Below are 17130 nucleotides of genomic sequence, written 5' to 3'. Positions count from 1 at the left end.
TGCAAAATCGGTAAGCAACCTGTTCCCATTAATTCAGAACGGCATCGCGTCCTGAATGTGGTGTGGCAGGAACGAAATCAGTAATATTTTGGCGTTTTAATAATCCGCATATTTCAATATGCGAAACTTGATTTCAAAAACAATATACTGAAGATTGCGCTAAAGCAAAGGCAAAGAGGTTTTTAATTTATTTAAAAAACAAATAGTTATTTTTGTTGTTTCGTATTTGTGACGTACTGCTCACTTCATGGACAGGGGGAAGGTTGCGTATTCGGGATGTCATGCCGACAATGAAACGGCGTTCCACTTCACCTCATGCAGCCCTTGCGGTAACATCGCTATTCTTAAGAGAAATGGATGGCGGCGACACACTGCGTTGCAGCAATTTCTGCGCAAGCACTGCCCAGCCCCTGATTCTGGAGATCAGTTATGAGCCCGAAAGCTGTTAATGAGAAAGACGATCAAAAAGAGAAACCGCTGGGGAGCCAGAGTCTATTTCGTGGTTTGCAATTGATTGAAATTCTGAGTAATTTTCCTAACGGTTGCCCACTCGCCCATTTGTCAGAACTGGCGGGGATGAACAAAAGCACCGTGCACAGGCTGCTACAAGGGCTGCACACCAGTGGCTATGTTACGCAGGCACCTTCACCCGGCAGCTATCGTCTGACGACTAAATTTATCTCTATTGGGCAGAAGGCCCTGTCTTCACTGAATATTATCCACGTCGCCTCGCCCCATTTGGTGCAATTAAATCTGGAAGTGGGAGAGACGGTAAACTTCTCCAGCCGTGAAGACGATCATGTCATTCTGATTTACAAACTGGAGCCGACGACGGGGATGATGCGTACTCGCGCTTATATCGGTCAGCACATGCCGCTTTATTGCTCTGCCATGGGCAAAATCTTTATGGCATATGGTAAAAGCGACTACCCTGCGTACTATTGGCAAACTCACCAAAATACTATCCAGCCTCTCACGCGCAATACCATCACCGAGCTGCCGAAGATGTATGAAGAGCTGGAGGATATTCGTCAGAAAGGTCTGGCGATGGATCGTGAGGAAAATGAACTTGGCGTATCGTGTATTGCCGCGCCGGTATTTGATATTCAGCAGCGTGTTCCTTATGCCGTATCGGTATCCCTGCCTACCGCTAAGTTACAGCAAATCGGTATGAAATCGCTGATTAAGCCGGTCATCGCGACCGCGCAGCGTATTTCTCTGGAGCTGGGTTTTGTCACGCCCGGTTGAGTATTAGCTTGGCTAATGCCTGATTAGAAACATCCATTTCATCTAATGATTATCCCTTCGTATGATGCGCGAGTGACATCGCGCATGCGCCGCTATTGGCGCTTTATCTACGAGGGAAATCATGTTTGCTGTCTTTCTACAAGGCGTTCTATTAGGCGCGGCGATGATTCTGCCGCTGGGGCCACAGAATGCATTTGTGATGAATCAGGGAATTCGCCGTCAGTATCACCTGATGGTAGCGCTGTTGTGTGCCGTGAGCGATATGGTGTTGATTACCGCCGGTATTTTTGGCGGCAGCGCGTTGCTCAGCCAGTCTTCACTGTTATTGGGGGCGGTGACTTGGGGCGGCGTTGCGTTTCTACTCTGGTTCGGCTGGGGAGCGATGAAAACGGCTTTCAGCAAAAATATCGCACTGGCTAGCGCTGAGGTGATGAAGCAGAGCCGCTGGCGGATTATTGCCACTATGCTGGCAGTGACCTGGCTTAATCCCCATGTTTATCTCGATACCTTTGTGGTGTTGGGAAGCCTGGGGAGCCAATTTACGGAGGATGATCGAGGCTGGTTTGCGCTGGGGACGATAACGGCTTCCTTCACCTGGTTCTTCGCGCTGGCGTTATTGGCGGCCTGGTTGGCACCGTGGCTGAATACGTCGAGGGTACAGCGGGTCATCAACGTTTTTGTCGGCGTGGTGATGTGGGGGATTGCCTTGCAGTTGGCGCGTCACGGTTGGCAATAGTGGTTAGAAATAAATGACATCACCTTACGCTACGTTTCAGAAATTCACCTATATTGTGTGGAGTCAGTAATACGTTATGTTGTCTGGTAAAAGATACCCTTCTTGTATCTTTCATTCTGGAACGTGCTGTGCCGACGCAGGAAAAATCTGCCGGGACACACGCGTGACGAAACATCAGTAAGGAGAGAGTGTGAAGCGAGGTATGATGAAGCTAAATGCACTGGCGCTGGCCGCCGCAGTAGGATTTGGTGGTGTGTCGATGGTCGCACAGGCTGCGGAATTGCCGGATGGCCCGCATATCGTGACGTCAGGGACATCCAGCGTAGACGCGACGCCGGATATTGCGCGCTTGGCGATTGAAGTGAGCGTGTCATCGAAAGATGCGGCGGAAGCGAAAAAGCAGGTCGATGCCCGCGTTGCACAATATTTTGATTTTCTAGGTAAAAACGGCATTGAGAAAAAAGACATTAATGCCGCCAATTTGCGCACGCAGCCGGAATATGACTATCTGAAAACGGGGGGATCGGTGCTGAAAGGCTACCGTGCCGTGCGTCAGGTTGAAGTGACATTACGTCAGTTAGATAAACTGAACGAACTGCTGGATGGGGCGTTGAAATCGGGCCTGAATGAGATTCGCACGGTAGAACTCGGCGTGGCTAACCCAGAAACCTATCGTGACGAAGCGCGTAAGAAAGCGATTGAGCAGGCGACGAGCCAAGCGGCAGCGCTGGCGCAGGGCTTCAATGCCAAGCTGGGGCCGATCTACAGCGTTCGCTACCATGTTGCCAACTATCAGCCGATGCCAATGGCACGGATGTTTAAAACGGCAGATGCGGCGACGCAAACGGAAGCGGCACAAACTTATGAACAGCAAACCATTCACTTTGACGATCAGGTGGATGTCGTGTTTGAACTACAGCGTACGCCGTAATGACTGCGTGAACGCAGTGATGCTACTAACAGGCCTGTTCAGACAGGCCTGTTTTCGTTTATCACTCTCTCAGTACGTTATGATTGTCTCAGTACCTGATGGCCGTGCGAAAGTAGGGCGTCCGTCACTTTCCTCATCATCCGGCTTTCTGGTGCGAAGCGATGCCAATAGAGCATCCGACGTTGAAATAGCCCCGGCGTCAGGTCGATTAGCTCGTTATTGGCCAGTTCTCTCTCGATTTGCAGATGCGGGATCATGCAGCAGGTCGTGCCCTGTCGCGCTAATTGAACAAAGGCTTCCGACGAATTCACGATATGGCAGGGAACGCTGCCCGGCGATAAATCAAAGTTTTGTTGTAAAAAAGCCTGATGCATGTCATCCAGATGGTCGAAGGCGACCGCAGGCGCGCGCAGGAGCGCCGAACGCGTGACGCCATTCGGGAAATAGCGGGCAGCGAAGGTGGGTGATGCGACAAACAGATAATCCAGCGCGCCCAGTTTATCCACCAGACAGCTTGGCAGCGGCTGAGATTGGATACTCACTGCACCCACCACTTCACCCCGGCGCAGCCTTTCCTGAGTACGCGTTTCATCTTCTACCTGCAAGTTGAGGCGAATCGGTGAATCGACCAGCACCGGCTGTAACGCGGGTAACAGCCAGGTTGCCAGACTGTCAGCGTTCACCGCCAGCGACAGCAGCAGTGGGATATCGCTGTTAGTTTCATTGCCCAGCCACTCTTCTTCCAACAATTCTACCTGATGAAGCAGAGCCAGCAGTTTCTGCCCTTGTTCCGTCGGACGAGGAGGAATGGTTCTGACCAGCAGCGGCTGGCCGAACAGATTTTCCAGCTGTTTAATGCGTTGCGAAACGGCAGATTGGGTAATACACAACTTTTGGGCAGCGCGTTCAAAACCACGCTCGCGGATGACGGCATCCAGAGCCTGAAGCGTTCGATAGTCCGGGCGTTTCATGAAATTCAAAATCCTCTGAATGAGTCCGTTTTTTTCACTATGCCACATTTTGCTGATTTGCCATGCAGAAATCTTATTTTGGCTGTTGTGTGCAATCACGATTCAGCACGCTGCGTGTGGCGCGGTGCGTATGAAATAATGCGGCAATGGGGTGATGAATTTGCACGCTTTCCCCAACGCGCATGTTCTATAATACGCACACGTTTTCGTATATTGATTCTACAGGCCAGAAGCAGATTATGACGCAAGATGAACTGAAAAAAGCAGTGGGATGGGCGGCGCTCGACTATGTCCGTCCTGACACCATTGTGGGAGTAGGAACCGGATCGACGGCAGCACACTTTATTGATGCGCTGGGTTCGATAAAACATCAAATCAAAGGCGCGGTTTCCAGCTCTGATGCCTCAACGGAAAAGCTGAAAAGTCTGGGTATCCCCGTTTTTGACGCCAATGAAGTCGATTCGTTGGATGTTTATGTCGATGGTGCCGATGAGATCAACGGCCATATGCAGATGATTAAAGGCGGTGGTGCGGCACTGACCCGCGAGAAAATCATTTCGGCGCTGTCGCGCCAGTTCATCTGCATTGTTGATGCATCCAAGCAGGTTGATGTGCTGGGCACGTTCCCGTTGCCCGTTGAAGTTATTCCGATGGCGCGATCTTACGTGGCGCGTGAACTGGCGAAGCTAGGCGGGCAGCCAGTATATCGTCAGGGAGTGGTGACGGATAACGGCAACGTCATTCTGGATGTACACAACCTGAATATCATGGATGCCGTTGCGGTAGAAAACCACATCAATGGTATCGCAGGCGTCGTGACCGTTGGGTTGTTTGCTAATCGCGGCGCAGATGTTGCGTTAGTCGGCACCGCCGAGGGTGTAAAAACTGTCGTTAAATGAGTTCGCGATTGTTCTGACGTGATGAGCGTCCACGTTCCACGTCAGAAATTTTTTAGCTAAAAAAATCTATTTAGTTAACGGCTCATTTTTGGTACTTAATATCACATTTTCTTATTTTGTTTATCGCCGATATGGCGATGTATCTCTTTGGCAATATTTTTTGCCATAAATCAGGCGCGCTTCTCGGTGGCGCGATTCGGGCAACGCAATCGTTTGTATTGCTGACTGCGTAATTTTTGTTATGTTGGCAGAGGTTATTTAGCACTCTGTCACATTTGAAGTCTGAAAATAAGGTCGGGAAATGGCAAAGGTATCACTGGAAAAAGACAAGATTAAGTTTCTGTTAGTGGAAGGCGTGCACCAGAGCGCGTTGGATAACCTGCGTGCAGCTGGTTACACCAACATCGAGTTCCATAAAGGCGCACTAGATCCTGAGGCGCTGAAAGCCTCCATTCGCGATGCGCATTTTGTTGGTATCCGCTCGCGTACCCATCTGACAGAAGAAATTTTTGCTGCTGCGGAAAAACTGATCGCGGTAGGGTGTTTCTGTATTGGGACTAATCAGGTTGAGCTGTCGGCTGCGACCAAACGCGGTATTCCGGTATTTAACGCACCTTTTTCCAATACCCGATCCGTAGCAGAAATGGTGATCGGCGAAATGTTGCTGATGCTGCGCGGTATCCCGGCTGCCAACGCGAAAGCGCACCGTGGTATTTGGCACAAACTGGCTGTGGGATCGTTTGAAGCGCGTGGCAAAAAACTCGGGATCATCGGCTACGGCCATATCGGTATGCAGTTGGGTATTTTGGCTGAAAGCCTCGGTATGCACGTTTACTTCTATGATATCGAAAGTAAATTGCCGCTGGGCAATGCTCAGCAGGTGCGTCACCTGTCTGATTTACTGAATATGAGCGACGTGGTGAGCCTGCACGTACCGGAAAATGAAAGCACGTATAACATGATGGGCGCAGAAGAACTGGCGCTGATGAAGCCGGGTTCAATCCTGATTAACGCCGCTCGTGGTACCGTAGTTGATATTCCAGCGTTGTGCGACGTGTTGAGCAGCAAGCATCTGTCCGGTGCGGCGATTGACGTATTCCCACAAGAACCTGCAACCAACAGCGATCCGTTCCTGTCACCGTTGTGTGAGTTTGATAACGTGCTGCTAACGCCGCATATCGGTGGCTCCACGCAGGAAGCACAGGAAAATATCGGTGATGAAGTTGCCGGAAAACTGGCGAAATACTCAGACAACGGTTCTACGCTGTCTGCGGTGAATTTCCCAGAGGTGTCGCTGCCTGTTCATGGTGCACGCGCCAGCCGTCTGCTGCACATCCATGAAAACCGTCCTGGTATGATTACCAAAATTAACCAGATCTTTGCTGAGCAGGGTATTAACATTGCCGCACAGTATCTGCAAACGACGCCTGAAATTGGTTATGTGGTGATTGACGTCGAAACCGACGGCGCGCAAACCGCGCTGCAACTGATGAAAGCGATCCCTGGCACTATTCGTGCCCGTCTGCTGTTCTAATTCGTTGTAATCAGTGAATAAACAGCCAGCCCCAAACGGGGCTGGTTGCGTTATTACAGCGCGATAACGATCTTGCCGCGCATATGCCCTTCCAGTACTTTATCGTGTACCTGCTTCAGTGTATCTACCGTTAACCCTTGCAGTGCTTCGCTGGCGGTTCCCTGAAGTTTCCCTGCATCAACCAGCTGTGCGACGTCGTGCAAAATGTTCCCCTGTTCCGCGATATCCGGGGTGGTGAACATGCTGCGAGTAAACATGAGTTCCCAATGCAGTGCCGCGCTTTTGAGTTTTAGCTGCGTTTGGTCGAGTGGATTTTTGTTTTCCACGATGGTACAGATGTGCCCCATTGGTGCGATCAGTTTGCTGATGGCATCCCAATGGCCGTCGGTATCGTTCAGGCAGAAGATATAATCGACCTGCTTGATCCCTTCTTTTGCGAGCTCATCCACCAGATTACGGTAATCCACGACCTTGTGTGCGCCACGCTGGCGGCACCACTCTGCCGAGTCTGGCTGTGATGCGGTGGCGATAATGTTCACCGAGCTGCGTAACGCTGCCAGAGAAATCGCGAGAGAACCGACGCCGCCCGCGCCGCCGATAATCAGCAGCGTTTTCTTGCTGTCGGCCTGCTGTATTTTCAGGTGCTCAAACAATCCTTCCCATGCGGTTAACGCCGTGAGCGGCATGGCGGCAGCGGCTGCCCAGTCCAGAGAGATGGGCTTACGCGCCACGATACGTGAATCAATCAACTGATGGGTGGTGTTGCTGCCAGGGCGTGTGATGTCGCCCGCGTACCAGACTTCATCACCGACTTGAAAGTGACTAACCGCGCTGCCCGCTTTCAGCACGATGCCGCTGGCGTCCCAGCCGAGAATTCTGGGTTGCTGTAACCCATTCTGACGCAATCCGGCATGAACCTTGGTATCAACCGGATTGACGGAAATGGCTTTTACGCCGATCAGCAGATCGTATTCGCCCGGTTCCGGGATCTCCTGTGTGATGGCGATGAAGTTTTCTGGCTGTTGTGGATCAACGGCTATCGCATGAGCGGTCATGGTGTATTCCTCATTATTTTCAGAATAGGGTCTTGTGAATGGGACATGTTTTTGAATACAACCAAGTGTAGAACACGGAGATAGGGCTGATAAGATGGACAATAAATAATGAAGTGTTCGACTGAGATGAACAATAATGTTTAAACAATTGCAGGATATGGCACTGTTTGCGCTGGTGGCTGAGTGTGGCAGCTTTACACTGGCGGCACGAAAAGCAGGGTTGGCAAAATCCAGCTTGAGTCTGCGTATTAGCCAGCTCGAACAGCAGATCGGCCTGCGATTGCTTAACCGAACGACGCGCCAGCTAAATCTGACGTTTGCTGGCGAACGTTACCTGATTCACTGCCAGGAGATGCTACAAGCCAGTGAGCGTGCCGATCTCGCCATACAGCGCCTGCGCGATAACCCCAGTGGGCGACTACGTATTACCAGCCCTGCGGGGTTAGGTTCCACGCTGCTAGCGCGACTCACCGCCGAGTTTCAGCAGAGCTTTCCCGCGGTATCGCTGGACGTGCTGATTTCAGATGCCGTGATCGATCTGGTTCAGGAGGGATTTGACGTCGCTTTTCGTACTGGCAAACCGCACGATTCCTCACTCATTGGGCGTTCACTCGGACAGACTCCGCGATATTTGCTGGCATCGCCTGACTATCTTGCACGGCATCCGACATTGCTTCATCCGCAACAGCTCCAGCAACATCGCTGTATTGCGCATCATGCCTGGACAGAGTGGCTCCTTCACCGCGGTTCAGAACTCTATCGTTGGCTATTACCTGACGCACACATTACAGACAACCTGCTTTACGCCCGCGAGTGCGCGATTGCGGGGGCGGGGATTACGCTGTTGCCGGATTTTCTCTGCCAAGATAAAGCGGTGTCAGGAAAGTTGGTTAAGGTTCTGCCGGATTGGCAGGCGGAGGCCAATGAGCTTTATCTGGTGTACCCCAGCCGCAAGCTGAACTCGCCCGCGCTAGCGTGTTTTATCGACTTTGTTTTGCAACATCGTGCATTGGATGATTACTCAATAGCGTTGAAAAAGTCGCCGTGATAGGCAGAGAAAAACGTTTTTGTTTCATTTTTATGGGTATATTTCAATTTTTATTGAAACATGATTTCTATCAACCTATTTTAGGTACGCTTTAGCGTGGAAGTGCCGATAACACAATGTGGTTCCTTTTTACTTTTTTATGAAAGGTATTTATTTCCTGCGTGGCGTTGTTGTCACGGTAATATCCGAGCTCTGTCGCAGCCATGATGGCAGAGATAATGTAGACCAGTGATGGTGAAAATGACAATGCAATCGATGTCTGTTCAAAAAGAGAAGTTGAGTTACATCAACAATATACGTCTCGTCTCGCTATTTATTACTCTTTTTTCAATTATCCTGATTCTTTTTGCGCTTTCTATTGGCACCGCAAGTTATTTCTTAAAGCAGAGCAATGATTCACTGGATAAGGCTAATGATCTGTCTGACATCCGTGCAGGTATCAGCAGCAGCCTCGATCAATTACGTGTTGCCAGATTGCTGCTCATTCAGGCGGGTGCAGCAAACCGTATTAGCGATCACGAGGTATTTAAAGCTGCTTCAGATCAGGCTGCTGGTCGAGTCCGAGCCTCACAGAAACGTCTTGATGAATATCTTGCGCGTCCAGACAGATTGGAGAGTGAAAAGGCTCTGGATGAGGATATTCTCAAGGCTTACGCCAACTATCGTGATAACGCGATTGCGGTGATGCAGAAAGCGACGAATGATGGTGAATTCGAAGATCTGGTGTCGTTGGAAAGCACGGTGGCGCGCACATTAGATGAAGCGTTTAGCGTTCCGGTGCGTAAGAAAGTGACTGAACTTACGAAAGCTGCGCAAGACATCAATGATCGAGCGGCGGAGAACGCGAAACTGGGTAACTGGATGATGGCGGGCTCATTTGCCTTATCCATCATTATGGCGATTATGGCGTACATCATGGTACGCAATGTGATCCTCGCGCCTATCAACCGATTGGTTGAGCGTATCCAGAAGATTGCGGCGGGGATTTGACACAACCGCCAATGGTAATGGGGCGTAATGAAATCGGCATTCTGGGAACGAATATCCAGAATATGCAGGCGGAGCTGACCGATACGGTCACGATCGTTCGTGAAGGTGCAGATTCGATCTACCAGGGATCGTCAGAAATCACGGCAGGCAACGTCGATCTCTCTTCGCGTACCGAGCAGCAGGCCGCCGCGCTGGAAGAAACCGCCGCGAGCATGGAACAGCTGACCGCAACGGTGAAACAAAACTCTGACAACGCTCACCATGCTAGCCAACTGGCGAAGAACGCGTCTGAAAAAGCAGAGAAAGGCGGACAGATTGTGCAAGGTGTGGTGGATACCATGCATGATATTTCCACTAGCTCAAAACGTATTTCCGAGATCACTTCCGTTATTAACAGCATCGCCTTCCAGACCAATATTCTGGCGTTGAACGCCGCAGTAGAAGCGGCGCGGGCGGGTGAACAAGGGCGTGGTTTTGCCGTGGTCGCGGGGGAAGTTCGTAATCTGGCGCAGCGTAGTGCGCAGGCAGCGAAGGAAATCGAAACGCTGATTGGTGAATCTGGCAGGTTGGTCGATACCGGCTCTGGGCTGGTGGCGCAGGCGGGGTCAACGATGGGTGAGATTGTCCGTGCGGTTGTCAGCGTCACTGACATCATGGGGGAAATTGCCTCTGCGTCTGATGAGCAAAGCCGTGGTATCGGGCAGGTGAGTCAGGCTGTGTCTGAAATGGATAGCGCGACGCAGCAGAATGCGGCACTGGTGCAAGAAGCCTCGGCGGCAGCGGTTTCGCTTGAAGAGCAGGCGGCGCGTTTGACGCAGGCTGTTGCGGTATTCAAGCTGGCTGGCGTGGCTCAGCAACGGAGAACGTCATTGCCGAAAGCAGCTGCGCAACCACGTTTAGCGCCAGCAATGGCCATCGCTAGTGCCAGCAGTAAAGGCAGTGATAATCAAAACTGGGAAACGTTCTGATCGCTTACAGTAAATAACACACCATCAGAAAGAAAAATGGCCCGCGATGCGGGCCATTTTTTTATGACGTCTGGTGACGGCTTATTTAGCAATCTTCTTGTACTTGATGCGGTGAGGTTCCAGCGCTTCTGCACCCAACGTACGCTTCTTGTATTCTTCGTATTCGGTAAAGTTACCTTCGAAGAATTCCACTTTACCTTCATCCTGATAATCCAGAATGTGCGTTGCGATACGGTCGAGGAACCAACGGTCATGCGAGATCACCATGGCGCAGCCAGGGAATTCCAGCAGGGCGTTTTCCAGTGCGCGCAGGGTTTCGATATCCAGGTCGTTGGTCGGTTCATCGAGCAGCAGCACGTTGCCGCCTACCTGTAGCAGCTTCGCCAGATGCAGACGGCCACGCTCACCACCGGATAGTTCACCAACGCGTTTGCCCTGATCAACCCCTTTGAAGTTGAAACGGCCAACGTAAGCGCGGCTCGGCATTTCGGTATTGCCGATGCGCATGATGTCCTGCCCGCCGGAAACTTCTTCCCAGACGGTTTTGCTGTTGTCCATCGCATCACGGAACTGGTCGACTGACGCCAGTTTGACGGTTTCACCCAGTTCAATCGCGCCGCTATCTGGCTGTTCCTGACCGGACATCATGCGGAACAGCGTTGATTTACCCGCACCGTTCGGACCGATAATGCCGACAATCGCACCTTTCGGTACGGAGAAAGAAAGCCCGTCGATGAGTTGACGCTCGCCGTAAGACTTACTCAGGTTGGTGACTTCCACCACTTTATCGCCGAGGCGGGCACCAGGTGGAATAAACAGTTCGTTGGTTTCGTTACGTTTCTGGTATTCCGTGTTGTTCAGCTCTTCAAAGCGTGCCAGACGCGCCTTACCTTTCGACTGGCGGCCTTTAGCGCCTTGACGCACCCACTCCAGCTCTTTCTCAATCGATTTACGACGTGCCGCTTCCTGAGAGGCTTCCTGTGCCAGACGCTGATCTTTCTGCTCCAGCCACGAAGAGTAGTTACCTTCCCACGGAATGCCTTCACCGCGGTCCAGCTCCAGAATCCAGCCTGCGACGTTATCGAGGAAGTAACGGTCGTGGGTAATCGCCACCACGGTACCCTCGAAATCGTGTAGGAAGCGTTCCAGCCAGGCGACTGATTCGGCATCCAGGTGGTTGGTCGGTTCGTCGAGCAGCAGCATGTCTGGTTTTTCCAGCAGCAGACGGCATAGTGCAACGCGGCGGCGCTCCCCCCCGGACAGGTTGGCGATTTTTGCATCCCATTCAGGCAGACGCAGGGCATCTGCCGCGCGCTCTAACTGGTTATTCAGGTTGTGGCCGTCGTGCGCCTGAATGACTTCTTCCAACCGACCTTGTTCGGCGGCCAGCTTATCGAAGTCTGCATCTGGATCGGCATACAACGCATAGACTTCATCAAGACGTTTCAGCGCAGTCACGACTTCAGACACCGCTTCTTCCACGGATTCACGTACGGTGTGTTCCGTGTTTAACTGCGGTTCCTGCGGCAAATAGCCGATTTTGATTCCTGGTTGTGGGCGAGCTTCACCCTCGATGTCCGTATCAATGCCAGCCATAATACGCAACAGCGTTGATTTACCGGCTCCGTTCAGACCCAGTACGCCGATCTTGGCACCGGGGAAAAAACTGAGGGAGATGTTTTTCAGAATGTGACGCTTCGGCGGTACGACCTTACCGACGCGATGCATGGTATAAACATATTGAGCCACGTTGCGACTTCGCCTCTCTCTTATCTCTATGATTTGTCACCATAAGCGGGTGACCATATGTAGCACTGCGCTACTTAATACTCAGTGGTGCAGCCTGGGAAATACCCCGGCAGCGGATCGATTATTCTAAGTATGAAGTGTAGCGGGTTTCAGCCCGCGATCCCAGCTATCCGGCGATTTGCCATGGCCGATCTGAGACGTAGACCGCGTGATGAATTTCAGAATCGGTTTGCGGATCGGCATATCGTTGTCTGGCATGATGTGCCACACTGGATCTGCCCGATAGGATAGGGGTATCGATACGATGAAGGATGCCGATAGCAGGTTCGATAACGGATGAGGTTAATGCAGGTGATAAAAGCAGGTCATTGGTGGTACGCCGTTGCGGCGATATGTCTGGCTGGGGCTTCCGGCCATGTGCTGGCGGATTCTCTGGACGAACAGCGCCAGCGTTATCAGCAGGTGAAGCAGGCGTGGGACAGCAACCAAATGGACACGGTAGCGCAACTGATGCCGACGCTGCGCAGCTACCCGCTTTATCCTTATCTTGAATATCGCTCGCTTACGCAGGATCTGAGTCAGATAAGCGCAACGCAGGTGAGGCAGTTTATGGCAACGCACCCAACGCTGCCGCCTGCCCGTAATCTGACCACCAGCTTTGTGAATGAACTTGCACGCCGTCAGGACTGGATCGGGCTACTGGCATTTAGCCCGCAGCCGCCGAAGCCGGTCAGCGCCCGCTGTAATTTTTATTACGCCCAATGGGCAACTGGCCAGCGCCAAGGCGTCTGGGAAGCCACGCGTGATATCTGGCTAACCGGGCGTTCGCTCCCTACCGTGTGCGATAAACTCTTCTCCGTGTGGCAGCAAGCGGGTGAACAAACGCCGCTGACGACGTTGGAACGTGCGCGTCTTGCCATGGATGAAGGCAGCGGTAGTCTGGTGAGCTATCTCATTAAGCAATTGCCCGACGATTATAAAACGATGGGTGATGCGCTGCTGAAACTCCAGAATGATCCCAATTCGCTGGAGAGCTTTGCTCGCACCGTCGGGCCAACGGATTTCACCCGCAAAGTCACGCTGTCGGCCTTTACGCGTACGGCGCGTCAGGATACGGACAATGCCCGTTCGATGCTGCCGGTTATTGCCCGTTTGCAAAAGATGAGCGCCGCAGAATGTCAGGATATGGAAGAAACCATCGCCTGGCGTTTAATGGGGAATGATGCCACACCAGAGCAAGCACAGTGGCGGGATAGCGTGGTGCGGCGCAGCACGTCGACCACCTTGCTGGAACGTCGCGTGCGTATGGCGTTGGGTACAGGCGATCGTCAGGGCTTGACGAGCTGGATGGCGCGTTTACCGGCGGAGGCGTTGCAGAAAGATGAATGGCGCTACTGGCGTGCCGTCGTGCTGTTGGATCAGGGCAAACGTCAGGAAGGCGAGACGTTATTACGCAGCCTGATGCAGGAGCGTGGGTTCTACCCAATGGCAGCGGCGCAGAAACTGAACGAGCGCTATGCTATTACTATCATGGCGGCAGTGAAGCCAGACCCTTCTTTGTCCCAATTACCCGAAATCACCCGCGTGCGGGAATTGATGTTCTGGCAGATGGATAATCTGGCGCGTAGCGAGTGGGTCGGGCTGGTGGCGAATCGCAGTAAGCCGCAGCAGGAAGCGTTGGCTCGCTATGCGTTTGAACAGCGTTGGGCAGATTTAAGCGTTCAGGCGACGATTGTTGCAAAATTATGGGATCATCTTGAAGAGCGCTTCCCGTTGGCCTGGAATGATGAATTCCGCCGTGAAACGCAGGGCAAGGGGATCAGCCAGAGCTATGCGATGGCGATTGCCCGTCAGGAGAGCGCCTGGAATCCGAAAGCGCGGTCGCCCGTCGGCGCATCGGGTCTGATGCAGTTGATGCCTGCGACGGCGCAGCATACCGCTAAAATGAGCAATATCACGTTCTACACGAACAGCAGCCAACTGCTTGATCCTGAGACGAACATTCTGTTGGGAACGAGCTACCTGGAGTACGTGTACCAGACATTTGGCCGTAACCGCATTCTGTCTTCTGCGGCTTACAATGCCGGGCCGTCGCGCGTGAATACCTGGCTGAGGAACAGCGCGGGGCGTATCGATCCCGTTGCGTTTATCGAAAGTATCCCGTTCTCGGAAACACGCGGTTACGTGAAAAATGTGCTGGCCTATGACGTCTTCTATCGTTATTTCCTCAATCAGCCAGCCAATGTGCTGACGGATGGAGAATGGCAACGGCGTTACTGAGACGCGGCGTTGCGATCGTTACCCGGAACTGTGCTATGCTGCCGTACTAGTTAAATAGTATGGCAGCCAATTATGACTCCGTTATCGCTAATCGACCCAGCACTTTCTGAACAAGACAATGAACATTGGTTACGCTTTGTCGCGCTATTACAGCAGTCAATTGAGAAAGATCTCCAACTGCCACTGCTGCAACTGCTGTTGACGCCAGATGAGCGTACAGCGTTGGGAACGCGGGTGCGAATTGTGCAAGAGTTAATGCGGGGTGAAATGAGCCAGCGCGAACTGAAAAGTGAGCTAGGAGCGGGAATCGCTACGATTACGCGCGGTTCAAATAGTCTGAAAGCCGCGCCCCCCGCGTTAAAAAGCTGGCTGGAAGCGCAGTTGCTGTCGGCAGATAAACCGTTGGATGAAGACGCGTAGCCGTTACGGTTTCGCGGCCTGAACGGGAATCTGATAGATTGGATTATGGAATGGCACCAGCGCCAGCAGCAGCGCTTGATGGTACACGCTAGTGCGCGATAATTTGCCGTCGGTGAAGACGCCGATGGCACCGCCTTTATGTTTAATGTTCTGAACGCCCGTCAAACGTTCCATTTCATCACCTAATTCCCGCCCTTCACGGATACCATGTAATATACTTTCTGGAAGGACCAGGCTTGCAGAACGTGATTCGCCACGCAGGTGAGCATTTTCGATCACCATCCAGGCGAAAGTCATACTTTCTTCAATGCCTGCTTCTACACCGACCCAAAAATCGGCTTCTGGCCGTACCTGACGTGCCATCATAACGCGGTTTCTGGCTCCGGTACGGGTTTCAATAGAACCGAGAGGCTGGCGTGGGACGCCGCTATCGACGTCAACGCCTTCGATGCGGCAATTTTCTGCACCAAAGACATCGGTGAATGCCAGACTAATAGCCTTAATTTTTGCCGGGTTGGTAGTTGCAGCAACAACGTGATACATAACAGTTTCGTACCTTTAGTTAATTTGACGCAGTATAACGGAAAATAACCATGTTACAGGTATATCTTGTTCGCCACGGCGAAACAGAATGGAATGTGGCTCGACGTATTCAGGGTCAATCGGACAGTGCACTGACGCCAAGAGGTGAGCAACAGGCACAGCAGGTTGCTGAACGAATCAGAACGCTAGGGATTACGCACATTTTTACCAGCGATCTCGGAAGAACGCGTCAGACAACAGAAATCATCGCTAAATCTAGTGGTAATTGCCAGATAATCCTGGAGCCAGGGTTACGTGAATTGAACATGGGCGTATTAGAAGCTCGCGATCTGGATTCGCTGACCACTGAAGAGGAAGGATGGCGTAAAGGGCTGGTGGATGGTACGCCCAATGGCCGCATCCCAGAAGGTGAATCGATGGTTGATGTGGCATTACGCATGCATGGCGTTCTGGAACGCTGCCTGGCGCTGCCAGCAGGAAGCCGCCCGTTATTGGTGAGCCACGGGATGGCGTTAGGGTGCCTGCTGAGTACGGTACTCGGGCTGTCCGCGTCGGCTGAGCGCCGCCTGCGTCTGCGCAACTGTTCCTTGTCACGCATTGATTATCAGCAAAGCCCGTGGCTGGCACCGGGTTGGGTGGTAGAAACGGCCGGAGATATTTCTCATCTGGATATTCCGGCACTGGATGAGCTACAGCGCTGAGATGGGTTCTGCGTGCTGGATGGGGATGAGGTACTCGCAGCGAATGATAGCGGGCACCTCGTCACGTGCCGTACCGTCTGGATGGAAACGTTCTGCATCGAACCCTTTGCGGCGCGTGAGTTGAAAGGTCGGCAGACAGGTGTCATACAGTGTGATAATAAAATCCTGTAGCCCATCTTTCGGCCCTTCAAATACAAACATCGCGTAGTCGCCGCCCGGCAGCGTAATGGGTTCGCCCGTGTGAACATCGTCAGGCAGATATTGTGGTTCCAGCGCGGTGGTGTAAAGCACCTCGTGTTCGTCGTCTTTCTCTTTGCTTGGGCGCGAATGGTGCAGTCCGTAAAGCACTGGCGGGACAGAACAGGTTTCGCCTAAAAATTGACGCCAATAGTGGACACGAATTTCTGTGCGGAAGTTACAGATCTGTTCAAGACGACAGTTATAGGTTTGCGTTAGCCCAAGAAGTTGCGTTTCTGGGAGGGCTACAAATTGCGGCTGTGGTAGGGTAAATTCACCGAGCCGGATCGGCGGACGAATGCCAAAAGTATTCCAGTTATCGGAACGACGGTAAGACGCTGGCGTTTGGGCAAACTGCTTTTTGAACGCGCGAGTAAAAGTCTGTTGTGAATCAAAGCGGTATTGCAGGGCAATATCAAGAATAGGGCGGCTGGTCAGGCAGAGTGCAACCGCCGCTTTGGTCAATCTCCGCGCCCGGATATAGGAACCAATGGCATTACCTGTTACGTCTTTGAACATTCTTTGCAGATGCCACTTGGAATAACCTGCTTTCGCCGCCACATTATCGAGTGATAATGGTTGGTCGAGATGGCTTTCCAGCCAGTTAAGTAGGTCACGTATGATACCGGCTTGATCCATAATCTTCCTCATCAAACACATTGAGCGCGAGCGTATTGAGATCCCGCATCATAGCAATATTTTCACGTTGGTACTGCTGAAGATTTTTGAAAATATCCCGCAGGTAATTTGGATAAGGAGGATGATCATAGCGGTTTATTTTGTACATCCTCTTTTTTATTGTGGTTATTAATCGTTTGTT

At 52.0% G+C, this 17130-nt stretch carries 15 protein-coding genes and 1 pseudogene; 10 read left to right on the top strand and 6 right to left on the bottom strand.

Going from position 1 to position 17130, the window contains the following annotated elements; translation table 11 throughout:
* Positions 1 to 429: 429 nt before the first annotated feature.
* From E2566_RS18490 to E2566_RS18480, 3 genes are all read left to right on the top strand, one after another.
* Positions 430 to 1248 carry an IclR family transcriptional regulator gene (locus tag E2566_RS18490; RefSeq protein WP_107169225.1) on the top strand — a complete coding sequence of 273 codons (819 nt, stop codon included), beginning with the start codon at positions 430 to 432 and terminating at the stop codon, positions 1246 to 1248.
* A gap of 121 nt (positions 1249 to 1369) precedes the next feature.
* Positions 1370 to 1984 (top strand): arginine exporter ArgO, encoded by a 615-nt coding sequence (gene argO / locus E2566_RS18485; protein WP_107169224.1) that lies wholly within the window; start codon positions 1370 to 1372, stop codon positions 1982 to 1984.
* A 205-nt stretch (positions 1985 to 2189) separates the two neighbouring features.
* On the top strand, positions 2190 to 2915 hold the full coding sequence (locus E2566_RS18480) for an oxidative stress defense protein (RefSeq protein ID WP_107169250.1): 726 nt from the start codon (positions 2190 to 2192) through the stop codon (positions 2913 to 2915).
* 77 nt (positions 2916 to 2992) lie between these two features.
* Here E2566_RS18480 and E2566_RS18475 read toward each other — a convergent pair whose 3' ends face one another.
* Positions 2993 to 3886: a LysR family transcriptional regulator ArgP gene (locus tag E2566_RS18475; RefSeq protein WP_010300546.1), complete on the bottom strand. Its 894-nt coding sequence runs from the start codon at positions 3884 to 3886 to the stop codon at positions 2993 to 2995.
* Between the two features lie 239 nt (positions 3887 to 4125).
* Here E2566_RS18475 and rpiA point away from each other — a divergent pair, with 239 nt between their 5' ends.
* Both rpiA and serA read left to right on the top strand, forming a co-directional pair.
* Positions 4126 to 4785 carry a ribose-5-phosphate isomerase RpiA gene (rpiA, locus tag E2566_RS18470; protein ID WP_107169249.1) on the top strand — a complete coding sequence of 220 codons (660 nt, stop codon included), beginning with the start codon at positions 4126 to 4128 and terminating at the stop codon, positions 4783 to 4785.
* 301 nt (positions 4786 to 5086) lie between these two features.
* Positions 5087 to 6319: a phosphoglycerate dehydrogenase gene (serA, locus tag E2566_RS18465; RefSeq protein WP_107169223.1), complete on the top strand. Its 1233-nt coding sequence runs from the start codon at positions 5087 to 5089 to the stop codon at positions 6317 to 6319.
* Between the two features lie 53 nt (positions 6320 to 6372).
* Here the strand turns inward: serA and E2566_RS18460 are convergent, their stop codons facing one another.
* Positions 6373 to 7374 (bottom strand): zinc-binding alcohol dehydrogenase family protein, encoded by a 1002-nt coding sequence (locus E2566_RS18460; RefSeq protein ID WP_107169222.1) that lies wholly within the window; start codon positions 7372 to 7374, stop codon positions 6373 to 6375.
* A 136-nt stretch (positions 7375 to 7510) separates the two neighbouring features.
* On the opposite strand from E2566_RS18460, the gene E2566_RS18455 reads away from it, so the two are divergent.
* Together E2566_RS18455 and E2566_RS18450 are read left to right on the top strand one after the other, a co-directional pair.
* Positions 7511 to 8422 carry a LysR family transcriptional regulator gene (locus E2566_RS18455; protein ID WP_107169221.1) on the top strand — a complete coding sequence of 304 codons (912 nt, stop codon included), beginning with the start codon at positions 7511 to 7513 and terminating at the stop codon, positions 8420 to 8422.
* A gap of 255 nt (positions 8423 to 8677) precedes the next feature.
* Positions 8678 to 10380, top strand: a pseudogene (locus tag E2566_RS18450) (methyl-accepting chemotaxis protein).
* 81 nt (positions 10381 to 10461) lie between these two features.
* Here E2566_RS18450 and ettA read toward each other — a convergent pair.
* Both ettA and E2566_RS21945 read right to left on the bottom strand, forming a co-directional pair.
* On the bottom strand, positions 10462 to 12129 hold the full coding sequence (gene ettA, locus E2566_RS18445) for an energy-dependent translational throttle protein EttA (protein ID WP_107169220.1): 1668 nt from the start codon (positions 12127 to 12129) through the stop codon (positions 10462 to 10464).
* 126 nt (positions 12130 to 12255) lie between these two features.
* A complete protein-coding gene (locus tag E2566_RS21945) occupies positions 12256 to 12387 on the bottom strand; it encodes a hypothetical protein (RefSeq protein ID WP_275898510.1) in 132 nt (43 codons plus the stop codon).
* 87 nt (positions 12388 to 12474) lie between these two features.
* Between E2566_RS21945 and sltY the strand changes: the two genes are divergently transcribed.
* Complete coding sequence (gene sltY / locus E2566_RS18440; RefSeq protein WP_107169219.1) at positions 12475 to 14409, top strand: murein transglycosylase; 1935 nt, start codon at positions 12475 to 12477, stop codon at positions 14407 to 14409.
* Between the two features lie 72 nt (positions 14410 to 14481).
* Complete coding sequence (gene trpR, locus E2566_RS18435; RefSeq protein WP_107169218.1) at positions 14482 to 14829, top strand: trp operon repressor; 348 nt, start codon at positions 14482 to 14484, stop codon at positions 14827 to 14829.
* Between the two features lie 3 nt (positions 14830 to 14832).
* Here trpR and yjjX read toward each other — a convergent pair whose 3' ends face one another.
* Complete coding sequence (gene yjjX, locus E2566_RS18430) at positions 14833 to 15372, bottom strand: inosine/xanthosine triphosphatase (protein WP_107169217.1); 540 nt, start codon at positions 15370 to 15372, stop codon at positions 14833 to 14835.
* 50 nt (positions 15373 to 15422) lie between these two features.
* Here yjjX and gpmB point away from each other — a divergent pair, with 50 nt between their 5' ends.
* Positions 15423 to 16073: a 2,3-diphosphoglycerate-dependent phosphoglycerate mutase GpmB gene (gene gpmB, locus E2566_RS18425; protein ID WP_107169216.1), complete on the top strand. Its 651-nt coding sequence runs from the start codon at positions 15423 to 15425 to the stop codon at positions 16071 to 16073.
* Here gpmB and robA read toward each other — a convergent pair.
* Positions 16062 to 16949, bottom strand: coding sequence for an MDR efflux pump AcrAB transcriptional activator RobA (robA, locus tag E2566_RS18420; protein ID WP_107169215.1), 888 nt, complete (start codon positions 16947 to 16949; stop codon positions 16062 to 16064). The two genes, gpmB and robA, sit on opposite strands and share 12 nt — an antisense overlap.
* Between the last annotated feature and the right edge of the window lie 181 nt (positions 16950 to 17130).

This window comes from Pectobacterium punjabense (assembly GCF_012427845.1).
Taxonomy (GTDB): domain Bacteria; phylum Pseudomonadota; class Gammaproteobacteria; order Enterobacterales; family Enterobacteriaceae; genus Pectobacterium; species Pectobacterium punjabense.
This window is presented reverse-complemented; position numbering and strand designations above follow the sequence as displayed.

Bases quoted from the DNA above. Each gene is read 5' to 3' on its own strand.
- gpmB (WP_107169216.1), top strand. From the start codon at position 15,423: ATGTTACAGGTATATCTTGTTCGCCACGGCGAAACAGAATGGAATGTG.
- sltY (WP_107169219.1), top strand. From the start codon at position 12,475: ATGCAGGTGATAAAAGCAGGTCATTGGTGGTACGCCGTTGCGGCGATA.
- E2566_RS18460 (WP_107169222.1), bottom strand. From the start codon at position 7,374: ATGACCGCTCATGCGATAGCCGTTGATCCACAACAGCCAGAAAACTTC.
- E2566_RS21945 (WP_275898510.1), bottom strand. From the start codon at position 12,387: ATGCCAGACAACGATATGCCGATCCGCAAACCGATTCTGAAATTCATC.
- E2566_RS18455 (WP_107169221.1), top strand. From the start codon at position 7,511: ATGTTTAAACAATTGCAGGATATGGCACTGTTTGCGCTGGTGGCTGAG.
- trpR (WP_107169218.1), top strand. From the start codon at position 14,482: ATGACTCCGTTATCGCTAATCGACCCAGCACTTTCTGAACAAGACAAT.
- argO (WP_107169224.1), top strand. From the start codon at position 1,370: ATGTTTGCTGTCTTTCTACAAGGCGTTCTATTAGGCGCGGCGATGATT.
- rpiA (WP_107169249.1), top strand. From the start codon at position 4,126: ATGACGCAAGATGAACTGAAAAAAGCAGTGGGATGGGCGGCGCTCGAC.
- E2566_RS18490 (WP_107169225.1), top strand. From the start codon at position 430: ATGAGCCCGAAAGCTGTTAATGAGAAAGACGATCAAAAAGAGAAACCG.
- yjjX (WP_107169217.1), bottom strand. From the start codon at position 15,372: ATGTATCACGTTGTTGCTGCAACTACCAACCCGGCAAAAATTAAGGCT.
- serA (WP_107169223.1), top strand. From the start codon at position 5,087: ATGGCAAAGGTATCACTGGAAAAAGACAAGATTAAGTTTCTGTTAGTG.
- E2566_RS18480 (WP_107169250.1), top strand. From the start codon at position 2,190: ATGAAGCTAAATGCACTGGCGCTGGCCGCCGCAGTAGGATTTGGTGGT.
- E2566_RS18475 (WP_010300546.1), bottom strand. From the start codon at position 3,886: ATGAAACGCCCGGACTATCGAACGCTTCAGGCTCTGGATGCCGTCATC.
- robA (WP_107169215.1), bottom strand. From the start codon at position 16,949: ATGGATCAAGCCGGTATCATACGTGACCTACTTAACTGGCTGGAAAGC.